Genomic DNA, 25257 nt, shown 5'->3' with positions numbered 1-25257 from the left:
GTTCGTCAGCCCTTCACCGCCCCGGCCGTGAGACCCTCGGTCAGGAAGCGCTGCCCGAAGGCGTACATGATCACCACGGGGATGCTGACCAGCAGTGACGCCGCCGCGAGCTGTCCCTGCGGCACGACGTCGCCGGCGATCATGGACTGCATCCCCACGGGGAGCGTCTTGTACTCGTCCTTCGTGATGAACACGAAGGCGAAGAGGAACTCGTTCCAGGCGTTGGTCAGGGTGAACAACGCGACCGCCAGCAGTCCCGGCTTGGCGAGGGGCAGCACCACCCGGCCGAACGCCTGGACGCGGGTACAGCCGTCGACGAGCGCCGCCTCTTCCAGCTCGATCGGGATCGACGCGAAGTACCCGGCGAGGAGCCAGGTGGCGAACGGCAGCGTGAAGGTCGGGTACGTGACGACCAGCGACCACAGCGAGTCGGTGAGCCGGGCGCCGATGAGCAGCTGGTACAGCGGGATGAACAGCAGCGCGCCCGGCATCACATAGGTGAGCAGCACGGTGACGGTGAAACCCTGCGCGCCGCGGAACCGCAGCCGGGCCAGCGCGTAACCGCCCAGGACGGCGCAGGCCAGGGCCACCGCGGTGGACGCCGCGGACACTGCCACGGTGTTGAGATACCAGCGGCCGAACGGCTGGTTGGTGAACAGCGCGCCGAACTGTTCGAGGGTCCACGGCGTCGGCCACAGGTCGTCGGCGCGCATCACGACCTGGCCCTCGGACTTGAAGGCGGTGACGGCGATCCAGTAGATCGGGCCGAGCACGAAGGCGAGCAGCCCGGCCAGCGCGACGCCGGAGCCCACGCCGGACACCAGCGACGAGGCACGGCGGCTGCCCCGGGTCTGGAACGTCGAGACCACCCGGCCGACCGCCGCGGCGATCAGCAGGATCACGCCCAGGACCACCGCTGCCTTCCAGAAGATCTGCGGTGACGCCCAGAACAGCAGCCCGGCGACGGTCACGGTGGCGATCCACGGCAGCGCCCGGCGTACGGCCGGATTCAGCCGGGGTGTTTCCGCGCCGGTTTTCGGGCGCAACAGCCGGACCAGGAAGAACACCAGCGCACCGATGACCGGCAGCATGACGAGCGTGACCGCGGCCCCGGCGCCGTACTGGAGTTGCAGGATCGCCTTGGAGTAGGCCACGAGCACGTACGGCGCGGTCACGTCGCCCGGGCCGCCCTGCGTCAGCAACCAGATGAGGTCGAAGTTGTTGAACGTCCAGATCGACGACAGGGTCACGGTCACCGTGATCACGTGGCGCAGGCCGGGCAGTGTCACGTGGACGAACCGCTGCCACGACGAGGCGCCGTCGATGGTCGCCGCCTCGTACTCCTCCGCCGGGATGGCCTTCAGCCCGGCGAGGAAGCAGACGGTGAAGAACGGCACCCCCTTCCACACGTTGACGAGGATCACCGACGGCATGGCCAGCGACGCGTCGGACAGCCAGCCCGCGGGCCAGCTGTCGACCAGGTTCGCGGACGCCAGCAGCGGCCCGATCCCCGAGGAGGTCAGCAGCGTGTTGACGCTGCCGAAGATCGGGTCGAGCAGCGCGCGCCAGCTGAACGCGGTCACCACCGTCGGCACCACCCACGGCACCAGCAGCAACCCGGTCAGCAGGGCCCGCCCCCGGCGCCGGTGGTGCAGCAGCAGGGCCGCCGCCAACCCCAGAACAACCTTGAAGATCTCGGCGTACGCGGTGAAGACGAACGAGTTGACCACGCCCGTGCGGAACTGGTCGTCACCGATCAGGGCGGTGTAGTTGCCCAGGCCGACGAACACGCTGTCCGCGCCGTGCCGTTCGGTGGTGCTGGTGACGATCGACTGGGCGATCGGCACGAGCACCAGCACGCCGACCAGCACGGCCGTGGGCGCCAGGAACAACGCCGCCAGCCGCCAGTCACGGCCCAGCCGGCGCTGGGTCGTCGTGAGGGAGCCGGGCCCCGGCGGCGAGGGCGCCCTCGTCACCGGGGCCGGCCGGGACCGGACCGACCTCACTGCGGCAGCCCCTGCTGGGCGAAGATCTGCACCATCTTGGCGTGGGCGGCCGTCACCGCCTGCGCGGGCGCGGTTCCCTGGATGACCTGCTGCATCATGTCGGTGAGGACGTACGCCGCGACGACGGCCTGCTGGCCGGCGCTGGCCTTCTGCGGGAACTTCAGGCCGTTCTTGGTGGACAGCGGCAACGGCTGCTGCGACATGGTGCGCAGCATGGCGAACGCCGGGTCGCCGCCGGTGAAGAACGGGTCGGCGTCCCAGACCTTCTCCCAGGCGGGCATCGCCAGGCCGGGTGCCTCCTTCGCCACCCCGACCAGGGCCGGCGCGCTGACCAGGTACTGCGCCAGGAGCTTGGCGAGCGCGGCGTTCTTGGCGCCCTTGAAGACGACGAAACCCTGGGACTGGCCGAGCAGCAGGGACTTGTCGGTCGCCGGCCCGACGCAGTCGGAGAACACGTGGGTGTTGCCGTACACCGGATTCTTCTTGGTCTTGGAATCCGCGTAGACGCTGAAGCTGTTGCGGGTGTAGCCGGTGACCCCGGCGAGCCAGTTCTCGTTGTTGCTGGTGTCGGTCCAGCTGGCCACCCCGGGCGGCAGCATCGGCTGATATCTGGGGTTGGTGTAGATGTCGCCGAGGAACGTCACCGCCTGCACCGTCTCGGGCGAGTCGAACGTGACCTTCCGGCCGTCGTTGTCGGCGATCGCCCCGCCGTACGAGTTGATCAGGGCCTCGATCATGCCGTTGCCGTCACCGGACCGGTTGACGGTCATGCCCCAGCCGAACCGGCGCTTGGCGGGGTCGGAGATCGCCAGGCTCAGGTCCCGGATCTCCTCCCAGGTGTAGACATCCTTGGGGACGATGCCCTTCTCCTGCATCCAGTCCTTGCGCAGGAACGACCCGATCCCGATGAAGTGGTACGGGACCGCGAACCACTTGCCGTCGAAGACGCAGAAGTGCTTGGCCTCCGCGCAGGGCTCGCCGTACTTCGCCGTCAGCGCCTCGACGACGTCCGTGACGTCTTCCAGGTCGCCCAGCGCCTGGAACTGCGCGACGAACCGCGAGTCGGTCATGAACGCCAGGTCACGCGCCACGCCGCCCTTGACCTCAGCGTGAATCTTGGCCACCACGTCACCGGCGTCGGCCTGGACCAGGCTGTTCTCGATCGTCGTCCCGGTGGCGCCGGCGAACTTCTTGATCGAGCTGTCGAGCACCTCGTTGGCCGCCGTCGAATACAGCTTCTGCGACAGCATCCCCATCGAGGTGCCCTTCACCGCCGCCGCGGCGTCCAGCAACTCCTTCGGAACCTCCGCCTGCGCCGTGGGGGGCGACTCGGCGTCGGCGCCGCAGGCGGCCAGCCCGGCCGCGCCGAGCACCCCCGCCCCCATCCCCAGAAAGCCGCGCCGGGACCACAACGGGTCGTCCTTCATGACCACTCGTCTCCTCCTGCATCGCGGTCGCCGTTCGAGATTTCGAACCGCGTTCGATATATCGTATGGAGTGGACGCGACGGTAGAACAGACCCACAAGAGGTGTCAATGTGTCGATGTGCCGCCCGGTTACCGGGGCTGTGCCGTGTGACCCATCCGGGCGGACAACGTGGCAGCGCCCTCACGCACCAGCTCGGTCCATTTTTCCTGCGCCGGCGGGGTCCAGCGGATGATCGGCGCGGACAGGCTCATCGCGGCGACGATGACGCCGGTGTGGTCCCGGACCGCCGCGGCGACACACCGCATGGCGGTGTCGGACTCGCCGTTGTCGATCGCGACGCCCTCGGCCCGGACCCGGTCGAGATGTGCCCGCAGCCGTTGTGGGTCGGTGATGCTCGCGGGCGTCATGCCCGGCAGCACATCCTTCGCCAGCAGACTGTCCAGGGCTGGGCGGTCGAGACCGGACAGCAGCATCTTGCCGACCGCCGTGCAGTGCGCCGGCAGCCGCAGCCCGACCCCGGAGACCATCCGGACCGGGTGGGTGCTGTCGACCTTGACGAGATAGATGACGTCGGCGCCGTCGAGCACAGCCACGTGGACCGCCTCGTCGCACGCGGCGGCCACGTCCCGCGCCACGCTCTGCGCCTCACGCACCAGGTCCAGCCGGCCGGCGAAGGCCGCGCCGAGCTGGAACAGCGGCATGCCCAGCCGGTACCGCACCGGCTGGCCCGGGACGGCGATCAGGTACGCGCGGGCCTCGAGCGTGACGAGCAGTTCATGGACGGTGGTGCGGGGCAGGCCGAGGCGCTCGGTCACCTCGCGGGCCGACAGTTCGGGGCGCTCCAGGAACAGTTCGAGGATGTCGAGCGCGCGGATGACCGCCGGGACCACACGGGGCATGTCGATAGTCCTTCCCAGTGCCGACCGGCACTGCGAACAGGGTAATAGCGCCTAACCGCGGACCACGCACACCGAGGATGGTCAGATGCCGATCTCCCTTCACCACCTGCGCACCGGCGACACGTCCCGTTGGGCGGTGCGCCGGGACGGCCGATGGGCCGTGCTCGACGGCACGCTCGCCGACCTGCTCGCCCTGCCGCTCGACCGGGCCCGGGCCGTGGTCGAGGCCGCCGCTCACTCAGCCGCCGCCGACATGCCCGGCGAGGTGCAGCTCCCTCCGGTCGACCGCCAGGAGGTGTGGGCGGCCGGCGTGACCTACCTGCGCAGCCGCGACGGCCGCAAGGAGGAGTCCGGGCACGGCGCCCTCTACGACCAGGTGTACGACAGCGACCGTCCCGAGATCTTCTTCAAAGCCGGCCCCTGGCGTGTCGTCGGCGACCGCGACGCCGTCGGGATCCGTGCCGACTCGGGCTGGGACGTCCCCGAGGCCGAGGTCGGCCTGGTGCTCAACGCGGCCGGGGAGGTGTTCGGTTACACGCTCGGCAACGACATGAGCAGCCGGTCCATCGAGGGCGAGAACCCGCTCTACCTGCCGCAGGCCAAGATCTACGACCGGTCCTGCGCGCTGGGCCCGGCGATCGTGCCGAGCTGGGTGGCCGGCCCGGGCCCGTTCGAGATCGGCCTGCGGGTGCTGCGGGCGGGCCGCGAGACCTTCGCCGCGTCGACGTCGACGTCGGCGATGGCCCGCAGCTTCGAGGACCTGGCCGGGTGGCTGTTCCGGGCGCTGAGCTTCCCGGCCGGCGTGGTGTTGCTCACCGGCACCGGCGTCGTACCGGACGCCGGCTTCACTGTGCGCGCCGGCGACACCGTCGAGATAACCTGCCCGGCACTCGGCACGCTGACCAACCCCGTCGTCGCGGTCGGTGACGCCGGTGACGGCGGCGGTCAGCCGCCGTCACCGGACCCGGTCAGCCGGGAGTGATGCCCCATGCGGCGAGATAGTCCCGCTGCTCGGCGTTCAAGTCGTCCGCCCTCAGCCGTCGCAGCGGCTCGAGCTCCTTCTCTCCCACCGGGAAACTGTTGTTGATCTCCCCGATCGCATGAAGCTGGGACTCACGGACCTCCTCCGCGGTCTCCGCCGAAGCCGCGGTCGCGAGTACCGCCACCACCAGCCCCGCCTCGTCCGCGCTGAAGGCGCTCGCCCAGTCACTGACGTTCTCCGCACCCGCCTCCCGCTCGCGCGGATCGATCGCGACGATCTTCCGGATGAGTGCGACCATGCGGTCGGGGCCGATCGTCATCACAATCCCGGGAACTGCTGCGGCCACGGGATGTGCGTCGCGTTCGCAGCAGCGGGGTTGTGGTTGGGGCTGTTCGGGTTGTGCACCTGGGCGTGGAACAGGTTTCCCGCCTCGTCCTGGTAGCGGGGCCCGATCTGCACCCGGTACGTCTCGCCCGTCGCGGAGTGGGATCCGGGTGGCGCCGTCCCGTCAGGACCGTGAATGCGCAGGCGCACTGTCTTGTCCGCTTCGTTCTTCCACTTGAACTCCAGGCCGTACTGCGACCCGCCGTTGGGGTGCGGGCTCAACTCTCGCACAGCGGCGTTGTCGGGCACGATGTCCATCGGGTCCCGCCCGCGAAGATCGTATCCGCCGCCCGCGGTGCGCGGGACGGGTTTCGGAGCGGCCCGCGGAGCCGGCTTGGCCACGGGCTTGGCCGCCGCGCCGATACGGTTGGCACCCTTCGCGCCGAACAGTGCCGTCGCCACGTCGAATGCCTGACGCGTGCGTTGCCGGGTCGGGTTGCCGGCATCCTCGGCGTACTCCGCGCCGAGTGACTCCTCCATCTTCTCCCGGTCGAGCATGATCTCGGCGCGCTGTTCGGTGCGCTGCTGAGCCTGCTTCTTCTGCGCGGAGTCGGTGCCGATGCTGGTGGCGGAGGCGTCGTCCAGGTCGGCGTACGCGTCGGCCGTACCCTTGGCCGTCTCGACGATGCCTTCGCCGACCTCCGAGGCGACGTCCTTCAAGGTGTCGAGCAGCGATTCACCGGTGGGGTCGATCGCCCGCAGCACCTGTCCGTCGACGTAGCCGTACGGCGACATGGCGGGTTGGCCGATGCCCGGCTTGACGGGGTCGATGCTGTTGAAGGTCCCGGTGCCGGCGTCGTACATGCGGGCCCGCATGAAGTAGTCACCGCCGACGGTGCTGTCCTGGTACTGGCCGGTGAACTTCAGCGGGTTCGCCGCCGCGGCCGCGGTGCCGTCCACCGCCACGCCGGCCTGGGTGGGCGACTTGCGCGGCAGGCCGTACGGGTCGTAGTCGTACACCGCCTGCACGCCCCCACCGCCGGACAGCAACGCGCTTGTGCCGCCCAGCCAGTCGTGCGCGTAGAAGCTGCTCGCACCACCGTCCCGCAATGCCAGCGGCTCTCCGGTGACGTTGTGTACGAACGTCCGGGAGCCGGCGCCCTCCCGGTCCACCGCGATCTGCGGCAACCGGCCGTTGACGTCCCAGTCCCAGATGCGGGTCGTGGATCCGGTGGTGGCGGTCGACCGCTGACCGGTCGCGCTGTACGCGTACGTGGTCTTCTGCCCCCCGATGGTGGCCGACAGCAGTGAGTGGTCCAGGTTGTACTCGAAACGGTCGGCTCCCTCGTCGGTCCGGTTGCCTTCCGAGTCGTACTTGTACGTCCTGGTGCCCGCGCCGGTGCCGGTGGTGGTTTCGGCGACCAGTTGGTCCACGTCGTCGTAGCGGTAGGTCGTCGAGCTGGCCCCCGCGGTCCCGGTGCGGACCTGGCTCGTGCGGTTGCCGACGAGGTCGTACCGATAGGTGATCCGGCCGGCCGCGCCGTCGCAGGTGGCGGCGCCGTAGCAGGCGTCGGTGAGCCGGTCGGCGGGGTCGTAGGTGTAAGCGACCTGCTCGGCGGCACTGCCGCGGGTGGTTGTGATCGTCTTCGGGTTGCCGACCGGGTCGAGGTCGAGGGCGTACCTGCCGACCGTCCCGTCGCTGCCCGCGGTGTCGACACCGGTGAGCCGGCCCGCACGGTCGTAGCTGAATTCTTCGACCAGGTCACCGGCGGGCAACGTGGTCGCGGTGCGCCGGCCCGCCTTGTCGTACGCGAAGGTCCAGGTGTCCTCGCCGGCGGTCAGCTCTTTGATCTGGTTGTCGGCGTGGTAGTCCGCGGTGATCGCGGTGCCGTCGGGGAACCTGCGGGACGTGACGTTGCCGTTGCCGTCGTATCCGTAGTCGAAGACCCGGTCACCGCGCTTTACCTGCTCGAGCCGGCCGTTGGGCTGGTAGCTGTAGGTCTGGCTGCCGGCCGGATCGCCGGCGTTGATGAGCTCGTCCTTGGCGTTGTAGCCGTAGGTGTAGACGGGTCCGGTCGTGCCGAGCTGGGTCCGGGTGAGCCGGCCCAGGGTGTCGTAGGTGTCGGTGATGGTGTGCTTGTCGCGTTCCGGGTCGCGGCCCGGGTTGCGCGGGTCGGCGACCGTGCGGGCGATGACGGTCTCCACGACGTGGCCCTCGGCGTCGTAGACGTGCTCGCGGTAACGGCCCAGCGCGTCGGTGGTCGCGACGACCCGGCCGGCCTTGTCGCGGATCGCGGTCCGGGTGTGCTGCAGCGGGTCGCGGACCTCGGTGACAGCGCCGTTGGCGTCGTAGCTGTAACTGGTGGCCTGCCCACCGGTGGCGTCCGGCGCCACCACCGTCCTCAACTGGTCGGCGTCGTCGTAGCCGAAGCGGGTGACGCGTCTGTTGGCATCGGTGCGGGTGACCACGCGGTTGATCGCGTCGTAGCCGGCCTCGGTGACGTTGCCCAGCGGGTCCGTGGTGGAAGTCGGGTTACCGGCCCGGTCGTACCCGTACCGGGTGCGGTAGTCGCCGGGGTCCGCGCCGGCGAGGTTGCCGCGCGGCTCGACCTGGGAGATGCGCCGGTTGTCGTCGTCGTAGGCGAACGTCGTGACCCCGCCGATGGCGTTGGTCAGCTTCTCCGCGTTCCCGGCCGCGTCGTAGTCGGTGTGCGTGGTTCCCTGACGCGAGTCGGTGACGTCGGTGGGCCGGTTGTTCTTGTTGTACGTGAACTCGGTCCGAGCCTTCAGCGGGTCCTCGACGCTGGTGACGTTGTTGTTGTTGTCGTAACCGGTGGAGCTCTGCGCCCCCAGCGGGTCGGTCTCCGTGGTGGCCCGGTCGAGCTCGTCCCAGCTGGTGTCCCGGGTGACGGTGCCGCCGCCGGGGTTCGGGTGGGTGCGCCGGACCGGGTTGTCGTTACCGTCGTAGTGGAAGGTCCACGTGTACTGGGCCGGGTCGGCGCCGGGCTCGTTGCCGCGGGCGGTCACCAGCTTCTCCAGCACGCCCTTGCGGCTGTAGGCGTACGACGTCTTGTCGCCTTCGCCGTTGGTCTGCGACTGCAGCCGACCCGCGTCGGTGTAGGTGTAACGCGTCACGTCGCCCCGCGGCGAGGTGACCGTCTCCAGACGGTCGGCCTGGTCGTAGTCGTAGATCGTCGCGCGCGACAGCGGGTCGACCACGGTCTTGGTGCGGCCCAGTTCGTCGTACCGGGTCTCCCACGGCTTGCCCTTGCCCGGCTGCTGCTCGGTGGTCTGCCGGTCCTCGTTGTCGTAGGAGTAGGTCGTCGTGTATGCCGCCTTGTCGGCCCCGGCCACCGTGCCGCGCGGATCGATCCTCGTCCTCAGCCGGCCGGTGCCGTCGTACGTGTACTCGGTGCGCCTGCCCGTCGGGGTGACCTCCGCCGTCAGGTTTCCCGCGGTGTCGTACTCGTACCGGCTCACCTTGTCGCGCGGGTCCGTCATCGACCGGCGCAGCCCACGGCTGTCGTAGTCGTACCTGTACGAGTGGCCCTCGCCGTTGGTGCGCCTGGTCATCTCATGGAAGTCGTTGTATTCCGCCTTCCACGTCACGCCGTTGCCGTCGACGTAGGTCTCCGGTTTGTTACCGGCGCTGTAGTCGGCCTTCTCGGTGAAGGAGAACGGCTCCGGTGCGGTGTGGGTGGCCATGTTGCCGGCGGCGTCGAAGGTCGCCTGGCGCTGGTTGTTGTTGCCGTCGACGTCGAGGCTCGGGTTCGCCTGGGCGTCGTACCGCCGGCTGTTGGTGTCGCCGTTGCCGTTCTGCGTGTACTTGATCAGGTTCCCGCTGTAGCCGTCGTAGTTGACCACACCGTCCTGGTCGGTGACCTTGGCCTCCTGCTTGCCGGCGTCCCACTCCACCGTGACGGCCTTGCCGCGGATGTCGTGCTGCTTCTGCACGCGGCCGGTCGTGGCGTCGTAGGTGTTGGTCACCTCCGCAAGACCGCGCGCGTTGATCACCTCACGCAGCCGGCCGTTGTCGTACCGGTACTGGGTGGTCTGCGAGATGGCCGACTGGAACGACCGCAGCCTGCCACCCTCGTAGTCGTAGTTCGTGAACCGGCCGTCCGGCAGCGTCACCTTCGTGACGAACCCCAGGTCCTGCCGGTATTCGATGGCCACCTTCCGCCCGGCCGCGTCCGTCACCGAGCTCAGCGCCGCCCCCGTGTAGGACAGCGTGATGCCGTGACCGCGCTTGTTCTTCGCCGACAGGTACCGGCCGTTGCTGTCGAACTGGTGGCTGATCTGCTCGGGCGTGGTCAGCTCCCACCCGGAAGCGGTCTTCTTCAGGTTCGACCGCACACCCGGCGGACGCCGGTACGACCCGTCGTCCTCGCGGGCGAAGTCGGCCTGCGCTCCGTCCTCGGCGCGCACGGTCGCACCGCTGTCGGTGGCGGTCACCTTCAGGTCCAGGGTGGACGCCCAGCCGTTGCCGAACAGACCGGACGACGTGTTCGACGACGAGTAGACCCGGGTGAGCGTGAAGGGCACCGCGAACGACGCCATACCCAGGTCGGACTCGACCCGGGTGAACGCACCCGTGCCGGTGTTCACGCCCATTCCCCGCAGCTGCTGACCCGACGTCGTACGACCCAGGGCGTTCGCACACGCACAACCCGCCGCCTGCGCGGCCGGAATGGCCGGCGTCTCGCCGAGAGCGCGTGGCCGCGCCGTGTTCGACGTCGTGGACGTCTCCGTGCTGCCGTCGGGGTACGTCACGCTGATCCGGACGAAGTAGTCGTGGCCGGCGTCCAGCGCCCAGCCCTCGGCTCCGCCGAAGCCCCGGCAGAACTGACGCGGTGACCCGCACACCGGCAGGTCGCCCTTGCCGAGCGTCGCCGACTGCTGCGCCTGCTCGGAGTCCTTGTCGTACACCGTCGCCGACCAGGACGTGATGGCCGTGTCCGCGAGGTTGAAGTAGACCACCAGCGACGTGTCACCGGTTGCGTAGCCCGGGCGCAGCACCAGCGCGTCGGCGCCCCGCACCGCCGCGTCCGCGGCGCGCGCCCCGGTCCGGCCGGCTCGCTTCGCCGGTGTGCCCGCAGCCGCCCACTGGGCGGGAGTCAGATCCCGCGCGGCTCCGGCCGCCGCGGTGGGCGGCGGCTCGACCGGCGGACGTTGCCCCACCGGTAGGCCTTTGTTCGGCAGCGCCGAGGCAGGTAACGGCCGCTCCGGCGAGCCGGGGCCCTGCGGGGCGGCGGGTGTCACGGGCTGGCCGGCAGTCGCCGGCCCGGCGCCGGCCGGCACGGGCGCCAGCGCCACCAGAACGGCCACGGCGAGCGCGGTTCCTTTGCTTCTCCATGATTTTCGCAGCGTGAAGCCATCGTCCGGCATGGACCAATCCCCCATGTCAATCATTGGTCATCTATGGACGCGATGGACGCTACCTCCAATGGGAGCGCTCCCGAAAGGCCGTACGGAGGCTCGGCCGCGAAGTGGCATGAACGACGGCTCAGCGGCACAGGCAGGCCGCAGCCGGCAGCGCCCCGGTCGCCGGCCTGCCCCGGACCCCTGCCTCGATCTCCTCGAGCAGTCGCCGCCGCGCCGCCGCATCGATCAGCTCGCCCCGGGCGAACACGCTGTCGATCCGGCTCACGTTGCCGATGTCGTGCAGCGGATCCGCGTCCAGGAGGACCAGATCAGCGACCTTCCCCCGCGCGATCACGCCCTGATCCCGCCGGCCTAGGCTGCGGGCCGGCTCCAGCGTCGCCGCCCGCAGCGCCTGCGCCGGGGTGAGCCCGGCCCGGACCAGCATCCGCAGCTCGTCATGCACACCGAAGCCCGGCAGCAGATAGGCGGTTCCCAGATCAGTACCGTTCATCAACGGCACCCCCGCCCGGGCCAGCTCGCCCGCCAGCCGCAGCCGCCGCTCGAACAGTTCCCGGCGTTCGGCACTCTCCCGGGGCGTGCGGCCCTTCAGATAGATGGTGTCGGTGGCCCACTGCCAGTACCCGAGCGTGTCCGCACTGGCATACCGGAACCTCGGGTCGTCGCGCCGCACGTCCTGCGGCACATCGCACGTCAGGTGCAGGACGAGGGTGGGCGTCACGGCCGTGCCGTTGCGGGCCAGCCGCTCGAAGACCCGGGCGGCCCGGTCCCGGTCGTGGCTGCGGGCCGCCGCGTACTCGACCGGGTGCAACTTGGTGAACCACCCCGAGTAGTCGCCGCCGGCCACCTTGATCCGGGCGATCTCCCGGCGCAGCCGCCGCTCGTCGCGGGACGTGTCGTACCAGAACCCCATGAGGTGCTCGATGCTGTGCAGTCCCGCGTCGCTCGCCTCGGTGACCGGCACGAAGTCGGGGACGTGCCCGAGGAACGGCAGGCCGAGGCGGCGCCCCTCGGCGGCGATCGCGTGGAACGACTCGCGATTCAGCCGGGTGTAGGTCTTCAGGAAGTCGGCGCCGGCCTGCTGACGCACCGCCGCCCGGGCCTGATCAGGATCGGCCACCGCGATGTACGGAACACCCAGCCCCTCCCACAGCGACGGCGCCCCGTCGAGGATCGCGCTGCCGACCAGGAACTCCGGCCCCAGCCGGGCGCCGGAGGAGATGTCCGCCCGCCAGCCGCGGACAGCGTCGCTCGCCGACATCTGCCGCACGGTCGTGACGCCGTTGACCACGTACAACTCCGGATCGTACGGGTCGATCCCGGTGGCGTGCGTGTGCATGTCGGCGAGACCCGGGATGAGGAACTTCCCACGGCCGTCGACGACCCGCGCGCCGTCGGGCACGGGCACCCGGCGCACGTCACCCACATCGAGAATGCGATCCCCACGGATCAGGACATTGTGCGTACGCCGGACGCCGTTCATCGAATCCATGACCGTCACTCCGGTGACCGCCGTGATGCCGGTCCGCGGTGCGGCGGCCACGGCCGAGATCCGGGTCGCGCCGAGCAGACCCACTGCTGTGCCGGCCAGCACCGTACGCCGGGAGATCGTCGTCATGGAACGCTCCTGCAGGGTCGAGGTCTTTCCTCGATCCTGTTCGAAGCGGAACCCGCTGTCGGTGGTGCTGCCACCCGCGTCGGAGGTAGGGAGAACTCCCGGGCGGAATCAGATCCGGCTGAGGTCGACCTCGACGGGGAACGGCACGGTCAGCTTCACGACGCCGGTGAAGATTTCGCTGTCGCGATAGCGGCCGGTCGCCGGATCGAGAATGTACGTGTAAACGAGAGGTGCGCCGGTGGCGGCCTGCTCGACACGCCAATAGAACTGGATGCCCGCCCTGGCGTACTGGTCGGTCTTGACGATCCGATCGGTCGTCTCCGACCCGGGTGAGACCACCTCGACCACGAGAAGCACATGCTCGGGCCGGGTCGGAGTGACATCAATGGTCGCCGCCCGGTACACCGTCACGTCGGGGCGGCGATTGTTCAGCGGGACATCCTGGAGTCGTACATCGAAGTCGGTGTCAGCGTTCCAATCCGGGCCCGCGGCGGCATCCAAGGCGTTCGCCAGCAGCCGGGCCAGTCGGTTGTGCCGCTTGGAGGCGCTCGGACTCACGACGATCATCCCGTCCACGATCTCGATGCCCGCGCACTGCTCCTCGGTCCATGCCGCGTACTGCTCGGCCGTGACCTGCTCATGCATCCAGTCCGGCGCGACCATCTCCACAGTCATACGCACCTCCTGGGTCCGATCGGCTACCAGGCTCAAGATACCGCGACTCCGGCGGCGGGCGCCGGGCGCCGGGCGCCGATGTGTTGATCACCCGCGCCGGGGAAACTCTCGGGCATGACAGCTTTCCGCAAGCCCGGCTCGCTCAGCCGCCATGCCACCCGCGTCGGGCACGTGGACCGGTCTCTGCCGCCCACCATCGACCATCCCGCGCGGACCGTGGTGATCGGCGGCGGCATCGCCGGGATGACGGCAGCGCTGCTGCTCGCCGAGCGGGGCATCGCGGTCACCCTGCTGGAACGTGACGAGCAACTGGGCGGACGGCTCGCGGCCTGGCCGAAACGGCTGGCGGACGGGTCCACCCAGATGGTCGGCCACGGTTTCCACGCCTTCTTCCGGCAGTATTACAACTGGCGCGGGATCCTGCGCCGGATCGACCCGTCGCTGTCGTTCCTGCGCCCGGCGAAGCACTATCCGGTGGTCTCGCGGGACTGGCCCGACGAGGATTTCGGCGGTCTGCCGGGCCGGCCGCCGTGGAGCCTGCTTGCGTTGATGGCGCGCTCCCCCAGCCTGAAGCTGAGCGAGATGCGAACCGTGGACGGGCCGTTGTCGCTGGCGCTGCTGCGGTATTCGCGGGCGGACACCTACCGCGAATTCGACGGCATGTCCGCAGCCGATTTCCTCGACCGGCTGGCCATGCCGGAACGGCCGCGGGCGCTGCTGTTCGACGTGTTCGCCCACTCGTTCTTCAATCACGCGGCCGAGATGTCCGCCGCCGAAATGATCATGCAGTTCCATTTCTATTTCCTGCGCAACGCCGAAGGGCTGGGCTTCGACGCGCCGGACGACGACTACGAGACGGTGATCTGGGGCCCGTTGCGCGAGCGGTTGCGGGCGCTCGGCGCGGACATCCGGACCGGCACCGCCGTCGACCGGATCGAGCCCGGCTGGACCGTCACGCTCACCGGCGGCGCGCAGATCCGGGCCGACCACGTCATCCTCGCCACCGATCCGGCGTCCGCGCGCGGCATCGTCGCCGCCTCCCCCGGGCTGGCCCACCAGGCGCCGCACATGGCGAAGAACATCGAGACGATCAAGACCACTGCGCCGTACGCGGTGAGCCGCATCTGGACCGACCGGGACGTCGCGCCGGAACGCGCGATCTTCAGCAGTGTCGCCCGGGAGCCGTTGCTCGATTCGGTGAGCCTGTTCCACCGCGCAGAACGGGGTTCGGGCCAGTGGTCCCGGCAGACCGGTGGCGCGGTCGTGGAGCTGCACGCGTACGCCGCTGACGCCGGCCTCGACGCGGTCACCGCGGAACGCCGGATGTGGTCGGAGTTCACCGGCCTGTGGCCGGAGGCGGGTTCGCTGCGGGCCGTCGACAGCGACACCCGGATCGGGTACGACGCACCGGCGTTCGACGTGGGCAGCGACGCCAGTCGCCCCGGTGTCACCACCGACGCGGACGGCCTGTTCCTGGCCGGCGACTGGGTGCGGATGTCGTTCCCCTGCGCTCTGATGGAACGGTCAGCCGCGTCGGCCATGGTCGCCGTCAACGCCATCCTGCGCCGGCACGGCGTCCGGACGGTGCAGGTGTATTCCGTCCCGCGGCGCGGGCTGCTGGCCGGTACTGTCCGTCCTCGTCCCGCAGCGGCTCGGTGAGCCCACCGAACGGTTCCCGCGGTCCCGGCTCGTCGCCACCTGGGCGTCCCCGCCGACCGCGCCCCGGTCACCCGGGCAGCGGACGCAGCCGAGTCGCTGGCCGCTGTCCTGACGGCTCTGCACCGGCCCGCCCCCGGCAGCGTGCCCAGCCGGGCGCGCCTGGGCCTGCTTGCGGCGCCTGATCGCCACGAACGACTGACGGCGCACCTCCGCGGTTCCCCGCCCGCCCCGGCGGGTACCGTGCTGCCCGGTGCCGGAGGGAGTCGATTTGCCGACGGACGATGAACTCGCCGATGCGCTGAGCGCCGCGCGGGCCGGTGACGAGCGCGGCTTCACCGTGCTCTGGCGCGCGCTGCATCCGGGCGTTCTGCGCTATCTGCGGGTGCTCACCGGCGAAGCGGCCGACGACGTGGCGTCGGAGACCTGGCTGCAGGCCGCCCGCGATCTCGACCGGTTCACCGGCGCCCCGGACGCCTTCCCCGCCTGGCTGTTCAGCATCGCCCGGCACCGCGGCCTCGACGAGCTTCGCCGGGTGAGCCGGCGTCTCGAGGATCCGGCGGAGTCGGTGGACGCCGACGCGGCGGGCCCGGACGCCGCCGCCGAGGTGATCGAGGGTACCGAGACCGCCTGGGCGCTGAGCCGGGTCGCCACTCTGCCGGGCGATCAGGCGGAGGCGGTGATGTTGCGGGTGGTGGCCGGGCTCGACGTCGCGGCCACCGCCCGGGTGCTGGGCAAACGCCGGGGCGCGGTGCGCATCGCGACCATGCGCGGGCTGCGCCGGCTGGCCACCGACCCGCAGGTGCGCGAGCGGGCCGCGCAGGTTCTCCGTGACCAAGCGACCGAGGGGGTGTAACCGGATGCGACTCCGCGAAGCTCTGCTCCGTGCGTTCTGGGTCCGCCGGGACGACCGCGTCTCCCTCGACGAGGCCGACCGCCTGGTCGAGGGCGGCCCGGCCGGGCCGGACGACCGCGCGCTGGGTCACCTGCTCGACGCGGTACGGGCCCCGGCCACCGCCGGTGAACTCAGCGGCGAGCGGGCGATGGTCGCCGCCCTCGCCGCCGAACGCCGCCGCGCCGCCGCGTCCGGCCGGCCTTCTACCCCGGCTGTCGCGGCGCGGAGGCCCGCGCGGACGGTCATCGTGACCGTCGTGGCGGCGTTGGCCGTCCTCGGCGTCGGCGGGACCGCGGTGGCGGCCCGGACCGGCCACCTTCCCGACGGCTTCCAGCAGAACGCGCACCGCCTGTTCTCCGAACTCGGCGTCCCGGCGCCGAGCACCCGCGCAGGCGAAGCCGAGCCGGTGCCGAGCAGCAGCCCGACGCGGTCGCCGGTGCCGGCTCCGGGCAGGTCCACGGCCGATTCCACACCCACGCCGACGCCGACAGCCACGGCTTCGGTCACCAGCGCACCCGCGACCGGAACGCGGGCCCAGTGGTGCGCGGCGTGGCGGACGGCCGCCGACGGCGGCCGTCCGATGAACGGCCGCGACCGGCGCGACCTGTTCGCCGCCGCCGGTGGTGAGGAGAACGTCGGGGAGTACTGCGCCGCGTTCACCGCTTCGCCGTCGCCCTCGCCGTCGGCCTCCGGGTCCACCGGCACGGCCGGTCCCAGTGAGGACGTCAAGTCGAAGAAGCCGAAGAAGCCCCGGCCGACGAAGACTACGGAGCCGGCACCGAGCGGGCGTGCCGGCTGAGGGCGGGTCCTATTCGGTGAGGACGGCCAGGACTCCGGCGACGTCGAGGATGCGGCGGACGTGCCCGGCGGCGCCCCGGACGACGAGTCGTCGCCCCGCGGCTCGCGCGGCATGGTGAGCGTCGACCAGCACGGTGATGGTGCTGCAGTCGAGGAAGGTGACATAGGCCAGGTCGACATGAACGGTCGTGGCCCGGCCGGGTCCGGCCGCGGAGGTCAGCAGATCCGCGAGTTCCGCACCGACCGCCATGTCCAGTTCGCCGGAGAGAGTCACCGTGCAGACGTCCGCATCGTGTTCCACGCGGTACAACCATTGCGGGATGTTCAGTTCGACCTCCTGGATCAGCCGGTTCCGGCTGACCGCACGCGCTGTCGCGGGCCACGCTCCGCACCGTGGTCGGGGGCGTTCGGGGTCGCGGACGCAGGCTGCCGCCCCGCCACGAGCAGCCCGATGCGCGGTCGGCGCGGCACCGGACGACCGGCTCCCGATGTGCACGCCGCACGCTGTTCGGCTGCCCCGGAGTGGCCGCATCGTCGTCTCCCCGCACTCCATCGGCCCGCGCAGACAGGCCTCGATGGGCGCCTGTCGCCCGTTTGATCGGCTCCAGGCTAGGAACCCTTCCGGAAGACAACAACGCGAGGCGAGGAAATCGCACAGTGAGCATTATCAACCGTTCAAGCGGCCGTACCGGGTAACAGAATCCGCGGCCCGAACGCCACACGAATGTCGACGACACTCGGCACGAATCGACGTCCGGATCTGATCCCACTCGATCGGGACACGTAACCTGATCGAACCGGCTCGACCGCCGAGCGTTACGCTGTGTCATCAGCAGCGGAGGGAACGACTCGCAATGATCACCTTGCAGGAGCTTGCCCGTCGGCTCAGCACTCTGGGAGCCGAGACGTTCTCCGATGACGATGTGATGGATCTGGCGACAGCCGCCGACGTGCGCATCAACCCTGATGTCGGCGTCGACGCCACCGCGGCGCAGCGCCTGTTGGATCATCTCGCGCCGGAGACGCAGGTCACCGGAACGGACCTCGTGGCGCCGGACTGGCCGCCGTCGGCTGCCGCCCCGCCGTCGGCGCCGCCCGTGGTCTTCTCCAGCCCGGGAGCCGTCGACAGCCAGACGGATCATCCGGGGCGATCCCGCGGTGCCGGATCGTCGCGCACCGGACGGCGCCCCGACTCCCGGCGGAACGGCCGGTAGCCGGGGAGCAGTGCGGCTGACGATGTCTCCGCCCGGGCCACGGCAGGCGTCGTCGACGTGGATCGCCGCGGGGATGGCGGCGCGCACGTGACCGGGATGCGCGCCGCCGGACGACCCCCACGGTGGGGCGGCGAGGTCAGCAGCGGCTCCAGCTGAAGTTGAAGAGGGTTTCGACGTCGCCCTCGGTCGCACTCATCGACATGGCGCTGCCGCCGGAGGAACCGCCGGCGTCCACCCGCAGCTCGGTGTTGACGTTGAGCACGCGCTGGTTGTCGCACGGCGCGTAGACCAGCACGGGAGCCGCGTCCCAGGCCGCCCACGTGCCGTTCAGCGGCCCGGCGAAGGTGTGGTCGCTGCGGTGGCTCTCGGACGACCCCTGCCAGTAGTAGCTCGTGCGGTGCAGGGCGGACGCGCCGGCCTGGAGGTGGGCGCGGCCGCGGTAGTTCGCCGAGGCGATGGCCACCGTCCAGCCGTCCGGAACGCTCACCAGAACGCTCAGCTGGCAGTTCTTCCGGCGGTCGATCGCACTGACATCGGCACCCGCCCGGGCCACGAAGTCGCGGTACCTGACCCGGAAGCCGGTGTCGTCGGCGTTGCCCACGACCGTCGCGGTTCCGGCGGAGCACCCGGAGCCGTTGTTCGCGATCACCTCGACGGTGATCTTCCCGGCGACGGCGTCCGCGGCGGGCGCGGGCGCGGCGTACGCGGGTGCCCCGAGCGTGAGCACCATGGCGGCGGTGAGCACGGTCGTCGTCGCCCGCTTGTTGATCGTTGTTTCTGTCATGAACCTTTCCTTCCGGTCGCAGACATGACTTGGGGGGCATGAATGGCGAGCGTGCCACCACCTAGCTCACCAAATTGGAATCGTTCCAACGTCATCCGGTAATGATCGAGCAGCAATCCGCGACAACGGTAGTGGCGGAGCTCCGGCACGCACAAGCTCCCGTTTTCCATTGACGTACGTCGAAGCTTATATCGTTCCAGATACTGGACGGTCACCTGCGCGGCGCCGCCGGCCGAATACCCTCAAACGGCATCAATCGCACTCAGCTACGCCCGATTCGTGAGTGAAATTACCTTTAGCGACGCACAGCACCCTTTCTCGATTAACACCAATAACTCCTCGCCGCCACCGGACGTTATTGACGACATTGACGTCCATCAATACCGTGACACCGGCCCGCTTCCGCCACAGGAGGGATTCACATGAAAAGGTCGTTAACCCGGGGATGCGCCGCGCTCGCGTTTCTCGCGTCAACACTGGTCGTCGCATCGCCGGCCGCCGCCGGCAGTCTTCTGACCGATCCGCCGGACGATCACATCGCCATCGAATTGGTCGCCATGGCGGGTTCCGGCTGCGCCCCGGGCACCGCCGACGTGGCGGTCTCGCCGGACAACACCGCGTTCACCGCCATCTACAGCGCCTATCTGGCGCAATCCGGTCCCGGCGTCCCGGTCACCGAGAATCGCAAGAACTGCCAGTTGAACGTGCTCGTCCACGTCCCTTCCGGTTTCACCTTCGCGATCGCCAAGGTGGACTACCGGGGTTACGGATTCCTCCAGCCCGGCGCCGTCGCCCAGCAGCGGGCCAACTACTACTTCCAGGGCATGAGCCAGAGCACCTTCGTGAACCACCCGATCAGCGCCCCGCTGGACGACAACTGGATCGCCACCGACAACGTCCCCATCGCGGCGCAGGTGTACCGCCCCTGCGGCGAGCTGCGCAACCTGAACATCAACACCGAGTTGCGGGTCACCAAGGGGACGTCCACCGACGTCAGCTACCTGACGATGGACTCCACCGACGGCAGCATCGAGACGGTCTACCACTTCAGCTGGAAGCGGTGCCCGTGACAGGTCGCGTTCCGTAGCGACGGTGGCGGAATCGGCCGGTTCCGCCACCGCCGCTTCACCCAGTCCGCCGCTGACCGGAGATTCCCGGCCGGCGGCGGTCGCCGTGCGCCTCATCCGGTGCGGGTGAGGCCCCGGCGGGGGCCCGGCGGAAGACTGCGAGGACGCCGGCCCGGCGACTTCCGCCGATACCGCGCCGGCCGGCTGCCGTGCCACGGTACGCCCGAGCCAGGCCGAACCTGGAGATGCCGCCATGGCGAAGAAGACGAAGGACCGCTCGAAGAACGCGGAGGCGGCCGCCCCGGTCACCAGGTTGAAGCGCCGGGCGTACGAGGACGAGATGCGGCACCTGCACGGCGAACTGGTGGCGATGCAGGAGTGGGTCCGGGCCACCGGTGCCAAGATCTGCGTGGTGTTCGAGGGACGGGACACAGCCGGCAAGGGCGGCACGATCAAGCGGATCACCGAACGGGTCAGCCCCCGGGTGTTCCGGGTGGTCGCCCTACCCACCCCGACCGAGCGGGAGAAGAGCCAGATGTACGCCCAGCGCTACGTCTCGCACTTCCCGGCCGGCGGTGAGGTCGTCATCTTCGACCGGTCCTGGTACAACCGGGCAGGCGTCGAACCGGTGATGGGCTTCTGCACCCCGGAGGAGAGCGCAGCATTCCTCCGGATCGTGCCGATCTGGGAGAAGGCGATGACCGACTCCGGGATCCTGCTGCTGAAGTACTGGCTGGAGGTCAGCCCGAAGGAGCAGACCCGGCGACTGCAGAGCCGCATCCACGACCCCCGCAAGGTGTGGAAGCTGTCCGACATGGACCTCAAGTCGTACACCCACTGGTACGACTACTCGCGCGCCAGGGACGCGATGCTCGCCGGCACCGACACCGCCTGGGCGCCGTGGTACATCGCGAACACCGACGACAAGAAACGCGCCCGTCTCAACATCATCAGTCACCTGCTCAGCCAGGTGCCGTACGAGCCGTTGAAGCCCCGCGACGTCACGTTGCCCCCGCGGCAGGACGCGGACGGCTACCAGGAACCGGATCTGAAGGCGCGGCACATCCCGACACCGTTCGGGGAGCTGTCATGACCGCCGTCAAACCCGCGGCCACGGACCTCCCGTGGTACTGCGTCGAGGCATCGGCCGCGGCGCAGCGGCTGGGTGTGGACCCGGCCCACGGGCTGGACCCCGCCGAGGTGACCGAGCGCCTGGCCCGGTACGGCTCCAACGAGCTGCCGGCCGAGCCGCCGCCGAGCCGCTGGAGCGTCGCGCGGGGCCAGCTGGCCAACCCGATGAACATCATGCTTCTGATCGTCTGCGGCGCCAGTCTGGCCATCGCCCAGATCGCGACGGCCCTGGTCGTCCTGGGGCTGGTCCTGTTCAACGTCGTGATGGGGACGAGCCAGGAGATGAAGGCCCGGGCGAGCGTGGACGCGCTGGCCCAGCTCCAGGTGCCCCGGGCCCGGGTCCGGCGCGCCGGCCAGACCGAGCAGATCGACTCCACCGGGCTCGTGCCCGGCGACCTCGGGCTGCTGGAGGCCGGTGACGTCGTCCCCGCCGACGGGCGGATCCTGTCCTCGGCCTCGCTGGAGGTGCAGGAGGCCGCCCTCACCGGCGAGAGCGCCCCGGTGCCCAAGGACCGCACCACGCTGCCCGAGGGCGAACTGGCGCTGGGCGACCGGACGAACCTGGTCTTCCAGAACACGCAGGTCACCCGGGGCACCGCGACGTTCGTGGTGACCGCGACCGGTCAGGCCACGCAGATGGGCCAGATCGCCGACATGGTGACCGGCACCAAACGCACCCGGTCGCCGCTGCAGCGCGAACTCGACGGCATGACCAAGATCTTCGGCCTGATCGCCTGGCTCGCCGTCGCAGTGATCGCGATCTTCGGGATCGTCCGCGGCCAGGAGGTCACCACGCTCGTGCTCCTGTGCGTGTCGACCGCGATCTCGGCGATTCCCACCGGGCTGCCGACGTTCGTGCAGGCCATGCTCTCCTCGGGAGCACGCCGGCTGGCCGAGTCGAAGGCCGTGGTCAAGTCGCTGACCGACGTCGAGACGCTCGGCGGCACGACCGTCATCAACAGCGACAAGACCGGCACGCTGACCATGAACGCGATGACGGCGACCACGATGCTCGCCGGTGGCCAATGGTTCCGCATCGAGGGCGCCGGCTACCGCAAGACCGGCCGGATCCTCGGGGTCGCCGCCGGCAGAGCGCCGGATTTCCATCGGCTCGCGCTCGGTCTGACCCTGTGCACCGACGCCACGGTCGACGACGAGGGTACGGTGATCGGCGACCCCACCGAGGCGGCCTTCGTGGTGCTCGCCGCGAAGATGGGCGTCGACGCGGAGCAGACCCGGACTGCCCTGCCGCGCCGGGCCGAGGTGCCCTTCGACTCCGAGTACAAGTTCATGGCGACGTTCCACGACCGGCCCTCGTCGCTGGACGGCGGGATCCTGCGCCAGCCGCACTTCGCCAGCGTCAAAGGCGCCCCCGACGTGGTCCTGGAACACTGCGGCCAGGCCCTCTGGAACGGCGAACTTGTACCCATCGCCACTGTTCGCGACGAGATCCTGGCCGCGGTGCGCCAGCTCTCCGAACGCGGACTGCGGGTGCTCGGATTCGCCGCCCGCGATCTCGACGACGCGGCGATGGCCGCCGCGCTCACCGATCCGATGGCCGCCGTCGACGACCTCGTCCTGGTCGCGCTGGTCGGCATCATGGACCCGCTGCGGACCGAGGCCAAGGATGCCGTGGACGTCGCCCTGCGCGCCGGCATCGACGTCCGCATGATCACCGGCGACCACACTGTCACCGCCCGCGCCATCGCCGACGAGCTGGGCCTCGGCCGCGGCGTGATCACCGGCACCGAACTGACCCACCTGACCGATCAGGAACTGATCGACAGGCTTCCCGACCTGCACGTGTTCGGGCGGGTGGCGCCGGAGGACAAGCTGCGGCTGGCCCGGCTCATGCAGGAGTCCGGCCAGGTGGTCGCGATGACCGGCGACGCGGTCAACGACGCCGCCGCGCTGAAACAGGCAGACGTCGGTGTCGCGATGGGAAGCGGCTCGGAGGTGACCAAACAGGCCGCGAAGATCGTCCTGACCGACGACAACTTCGCCACCCTGGTCCGCGCCGTCGACCTGGGCCGCGACATCTACCGGCGGATCTCGTCGTACGTCCGGTTGCAGCTGACCATCCTGTCCTCGGTGCTGCAACTGATGGTGTTCGCCACCATTCTCGACATCAACGACGGCGTCGCCCTCTTCCCGCTGCAACTGCTGTTCGCCAAGTTCTTCGTGGTCATCACCGTCGTCATCGGCTTCATCGTCGACGTGCCCGACCCCGGCGTCATGCAACGCCCGCCACGCCGGCCCGGTACGAAGATCGTCAGCACGCCGCAGATCGTCCGCTGGGTGGTCACCGGTTTCATCGTCGCCGCCACCGCCCTGGCCCTGCTGGCGTGGGGCCCGGACGAGCCGACCACGACGGCCCCGTCGGCCGCCATGACGATGGCTTTCGCCGTGGTGTCGCTGAGCGCCGTCAACATCGGCCTGGTGATGCGGCGCGAACGCGAGGCGCCGTGGTCGTCGCCGGTCTTCCCGTACCTCGGCTGGATCATCCTCGGCTGGACGCTGACCTGGGCCGCCGTGGAGCTGGGCATGCTCCAGCGACTGCTCGACACGATGTCGCTGTCCGGCCCGCAGTGGCTGGTCGTGATCGGCCTCTCGCTGCTCGCCCCGGCGGTGGTCGCGATCGACAAGTTCATCCAGCTGTCACGCCTGCGCCGGTCGTGACCCGGTGCGGCTCACCCCACCGGGATGAGCCGCACCGGCCGCCGTTCCATCGACCCTGAGGTCACCATCGCCGCCAGGAAGAGGCTCGCATGAACGGTTTGCTGATGTGGGGACTCATCCTCCCCCTGCTGCTGGTGGTCGCGGGCGTCGTCGTCCTGCTGCGGCGGCGCAACGGCCGCCGCTGACACGCGGGCCGGATCAGTCCGCGTTCCGCTCGGCGAGGTGCCACAGGCGAACCTCGTCGTCCGCGCCGGCGGTGATCACGTGTTCGCCGTCCGGACTGATCCGCAGCGCCCAGACCGGCCCGTCGTGCCCGGCCGGCGGCGAGCCTTCGAGGCTTCCGGTCGCGGCGTCCCACAGCCGCACGGCACCGTCGTCGCCGCCGGTGGCCAGCACTTTGCCGTCCGCACTGAAGCGCATGGCCCGTACCGGCCCGGTATGTCCCTCGAGGGGTGCGGCAGCCGGCCGGCGGGTCGCCGTGTCCCACAGCTGCACGGCGTTGTCGCCGCCGGAGGAGGTGGCCAGGAGCTTGCCGCCACGGCTGAAGGTGAGCGCGAACACGGGCCCGGACCTGCTGGCGAGTGGTTCGCCGGCGGGCTCGGCGGTGGCCGGATCCCACAGCTGTACGACGTTGCCGCCGCCGGACGTGGCCAGCAGATCCCCGCCGGGGCTGAAGCTCACCGCGTGGACCGGGCCGGGGCTCACCCGCAGCGCCCTGCCGATCGGCTGCCCGGTGCCGGTCCGCCACAGCCGCACGGTGTTGTCGTCGCCGGAACCGGCGCTCACGAGGGACTCGCCGTCCGGGCTGAACACGACCGACCGCACCGCGCCGTCGTGCCCGGTCATCGTGCGTACCGCCTGCCCGGTCCGGACGTCCCACAGCCGCACCGTGCCGTCGTCGCCGGCGGTGGCGACCAGGCGCCCGGAGGGGTCGAAGGTCACCGAGCGCACCGGCCCGACGTGCCCGGTCAACGACGGACCGGACCGCTGCCCGGTCGCCGCATCCCACAGCGACACCGCACGGTCGCCGGCCACCGCCAGCAGCTTGCCGTCCGGGCTGAACCCGAGGGAGCGGACGGTCCCGGCGGCGGCCGCGAGCGACGATCCGGCCGGGCGGCCGGTCGCGGTGTGCCACTGCTTCACCGTCCCGTGCCGGACGGTGGCGAACACCCGCCCGTCGGGTCGCAGGGCGATGATGCCGGCCATGCCGGGCAGGACGGTACGGGACGGGGCGCCGACCGCCAGACCCGTGGCGCGGCCGGGCTCCGCACCCTCCGCGTTCAGGGCGAGCGCCGGCTGCGGCTCGGCGTGCGCGGCGGTGGTGACCGCGGCAGGGGCGAGCAGCCCGATCACGGCCACGGCGACGGTCCGGGTGGCGCGTCGCCGAAGACCGCCGGCCGGAGTGTCACTGTAAGCGCTTTTACGCTTTCTATGAGTAGTCACAGAGGCAACGTAACGATCATGTCCGGTGGATGTCCGGCTCGTTCGCCGCGGTTCATCCGGCCGGGTCGCACCACGCCGACGACCGCTTCTCGCGCATGAACCCCCGATCAGACCCGCGCGCACGCGGTGACGACGCCTCGATCGAGCTGTCACTGCCGGCGCCCATCCTCTGATCCGTCGTTGCCGCGGGGGGGACAAGGGGGGGGGGGGGGGGGGGGGGGGGGGGGGGGGGAGGGGGGGGGAGGGGGGGGGGGGGGGGGGGGAAAAGGGGGGAGG

18 protein-coding genes are annotated in these 25257 nt (G+C 70.4%); 8 read left to right on the top strand and 10 right to left on the bottom strand.

What is annotated here, in order from left to right:
- Window positions 1-5: 5 nt before the first annotated feature.
- From AC0NH5_RS40015 to AC0NH5_RS40005, 3 genes are all read right to left on the bottom strand, one after another.
- Window positions 6-1976, bottom strand: a complete 1971-nt coding sequence (locus AC0NH5_RS40015; protein ID WP_474413136.1) for an ABC transporter permease — start codon at window positions 1974-1976, stop codon at window positions 6-8.
- Window positions 1977-2002: 26 nt separating this feature from the next.
- Window positions 2003-3433: an extracellular solute-binding protein gene (locus AC0NH5_RS40010; protein WP_474413134.1), complete on the bottom strand. Its 1431-nt coding sequence runs from the start codon at window positions 3431-3433 to the stop codon at window positions 2003-2005.
- A 129-nt stretch (window positions 3434-3562) separates the two neighbouring features.
- Window positions 3563-4333, bottom strand: coding sequence for an IclR family transcriptional regulator (locus AC0NH5_RS40005; protein WP_474413131.1), 771 nt, complete (start codon window positions 4331-4333; stop codon window positions 3563-3565).
- Between the two features lie 85 nt (window positions 4334-4418).
- Here AC0NH5_RS40005 and AC0NH5_RS40000 point away from each other — a divergent pair, with 85 nt between their 5' ends.
- Window positions 4419-5315 carry a fumarylacetoacetate hydrolase family protein gene (locus tag AC0NH5_RS40000; RefSeq protein ID WP_474413129.1) on the top strand — a complete coding sequence of 299 codons (897 nt, stop codon included), beginning with the start codon at window positions 4419-4421 and terminating at the stop codon, window positions 5313-5315.
- On the opposite strand, the gene AC0NH5_RS39995 is transcribed toward AC0NH5_RS40000, so the two are convergent.
- The 4 genes from AC0NH5_RS39995 to AC0NH5_RS39980 all read right to left on the bottom strand — a co-directional run bounded on the left by AC0NH5_RS39995 (window position 5302) and on the right by AC0NH5_RS39980 (window position 13302).
- A complete protein-coding gene (locus tag AC0NH5_RS39995) occupies window positions 5302-5634 on the bottom strand; it encodes a hypothetical protein (protein ID WP_474413127.1) in 333 nt (110 codons plus the stop codon). The two genes, AC0NH5_RS40000 and AC0NH5_RS39995, sit on opposite strands and share 14 nt — an antisense overlap.
- Window positions 5634-10967, bottom strand: coding sequence for a polymorphic toxin type 30 domain-containing protein (locus AC0NH5_RS39990; protein WP_474413125.1), 5334 nt, complete (start codon window positions 10965-10967; stop codon window positions 5634-5636). The genes AC0NH5_RS39995 and AC0NH5_RS39990 overlap by 1 nt, the downstream gene beginning before the upstream one ends.
- A 178-nt stretch (window positions 10968-11145) precedes the next feature.
- Window positions 11146-12639 carry an amidohydrolase family protein gene (locus AC0NH5_RS39985; RefSeq protein ID WP_474413123.1) on the bottom strand — a complete coding sequence of 498 codons (1494 nt, stop codon included), beginning with the start codon at window positions 12637-12639 and terminating at the stop codon, window positions 11146-11148.
- 108 nt (window positions 12640-12747) lie between these two features.
- Window positions 12748-13302, bottom strand: coding sequence for a Uma2 family endonuclease (locus AC0NH5_RS39980; protein WP_474413121.1), 555 nt, complete (start codon window positions 13300-13302; stop codon window positions 12748-12750).
- A 126-nt stretch (window positions 13303-13428) separates the two neighbouring features.
- On the opposite strand from AC0NH5_RS39980, the gene AC0NH5_RS39975 reads away from it, so the two are divergent.
- The 3 genes from AC0NH5_RS39975 to AC0NH5_RS39965 all read left to right on the top strand — a co-directional run bounded on the left by AC0NH5_RS39975 (window position 13429) and on the right by AC0NH5_RS39965 (window position 16664).
- Window positions 13429-14973 carry an FAD-dependent oxidoreductase gene (locus AC0NH5_RS39975; RefSeq protein ID WP_474413119.1) on the top strand — a complete coding sequence of 515 codons (1545 nt, stop codon included), beginning with the start codon at window positions 13429-13431 and terminating at the stop codon, window positions 14971-14973.
- A 268-nt stretch (window positions 14974-15241) separates the two neighbouring features.
- A complete protein-coding gene (locus AC0NH5_RS39970) occupies window positions 15242-15826 on the top strand; it encodes an RNA polymerase sigma factor (RefSeq protein WP_474413117.1) in 585 nt (194 codons plus the stop codon).
- 4 nt (window positions 15827-15830) lie between these two features.
- Window positions 15831-16664 carry a hypothetical protein gene (locus AC0NH5_RS39965; protein WP_474413115.1) on the top strand — a complete coding sequence of 278 codons (834 nt, stop codon included), beginning with the start codon at window positions 15831-15833 and terminating at the stop codon, window positions 16662-16664.
- A 9-nt stretch (window positions 16665-16673) separates the two neighbouring features.
- Here the strand turns inward: AC0NH5_RS39965 and AC0NH5_RS39960 are convergent, their stop codons facing one another.
- A complete protein-coding gene (locus tag AC0NH5_RS39960; RefSeq protein ID WP_474413113.1) occupies window positions 16674-16964 on the bottom strand; it encodes an STAS domain-containing protein in 291 nt (96 codons plus the stop codon).
- A gap of 553 nt (window positions 16965-17517) precedes the next feature.
- Between AC0NH5_RS39960 and AC0NH5_RS39955 the strand changes: the two genes are divergently transcribed.
- A complete protein-coding gene (locus tag AC0NH5_RS39955; protein WP_474413111.1) occupies window positions 17518-17877 on the top strand; it encodes a hypothetical protein in 360 nt (119 codons plus the stop codon).
- 136 nt (window positions 17878-18013) lie between these two features.
- On the opposite strand, the gene AC0NH5_RS39950 is transcribed toward AC0NH5_RS39955, so the two are convergent.
- Window positions 18014-18661 carry a DUF4360 domain-containing protein gene (locus AC0NH5_RS39950; protein ID WP_474413109.1) on the bottom strand — a complete coding sequence of 216 codons (648 nt, stop codon included), beginning with the start codon at window positions 18659-18661 and terminating at the stop codon, window positions 18014-18016.
- Window positions 18662-19083: 422 nt separating this feature from the next.
- On the opposite strand from AC0NH5_RS39950, the gene AC0NH5_RS39945 reads away from it, so the two are divergent.
- The 3 genes from AC0NH5_RS39945 (at window position 19084) to AC0NH5_RS39935 (ending at window position 23538) form a co-directional block, all read left to right on the top strand.
- Window positions 19084-19731, top strand: a complete 648-nt coding sequence (locus tag AC0NH5_RS39945) for a DUF4360 domain-containing protein (RefSeq protein ID WP_474413107.1) — start codon at window positions 19084-19086, stop codon at window positions 19729-19731.
- A 250-nt stretch (window positions 19732-19981) separates the two neighbouring features.
- Window positions 19982-20821, top strand: coding sequence for a polyphosphate kinase 2 (gene ppk2, locus AC0NH5_RS39940; protein WP_474413105.1), 840 nt, complete (start codon window positions 19982-19984; stop codon window positions 20819-20821).
- The gene (locus AC0NH5_RS39935) at window positions 20818-23538 is read left to right on the top strand and encodes a cation-translocating P-type ATPase (protein ID WP_474413103.1); all 2721 of its coding nucleotides are present in this window, start codon (window positions 20818-20820) and stop codon (window positions 23536-23538) included. Before ppk2 ends, AC0NH5_RS39935 begins: the two co-directional genes overlap by 4 nt.
- Before the next feature lie 198 nt (window positions 23539-23736).
- Here AC0NH5_RS39935 and AC0NH5_RS39930 read toward each other — a convergent pair whose 3' ends face one another.
- Entirely contained in the window at window positions 23737-24897 is a 1161-nt protein-coding gene (locus AC0NH5_RS39930) for a WD40 repeat domain-containing protein (RefSeq protein ID WP_474413101.1), read from the bottom strand.
- Window positions 24898-25257 lie beyond the last annotated feature (360 nt).

Source organism: Actinoplanes sp. 13, assembly GCF_056134165.1.
Note: the sequence above shows the minus strand (reverse complement) of the source record. Positions and strands in the feature narration are given on the sequence as shown.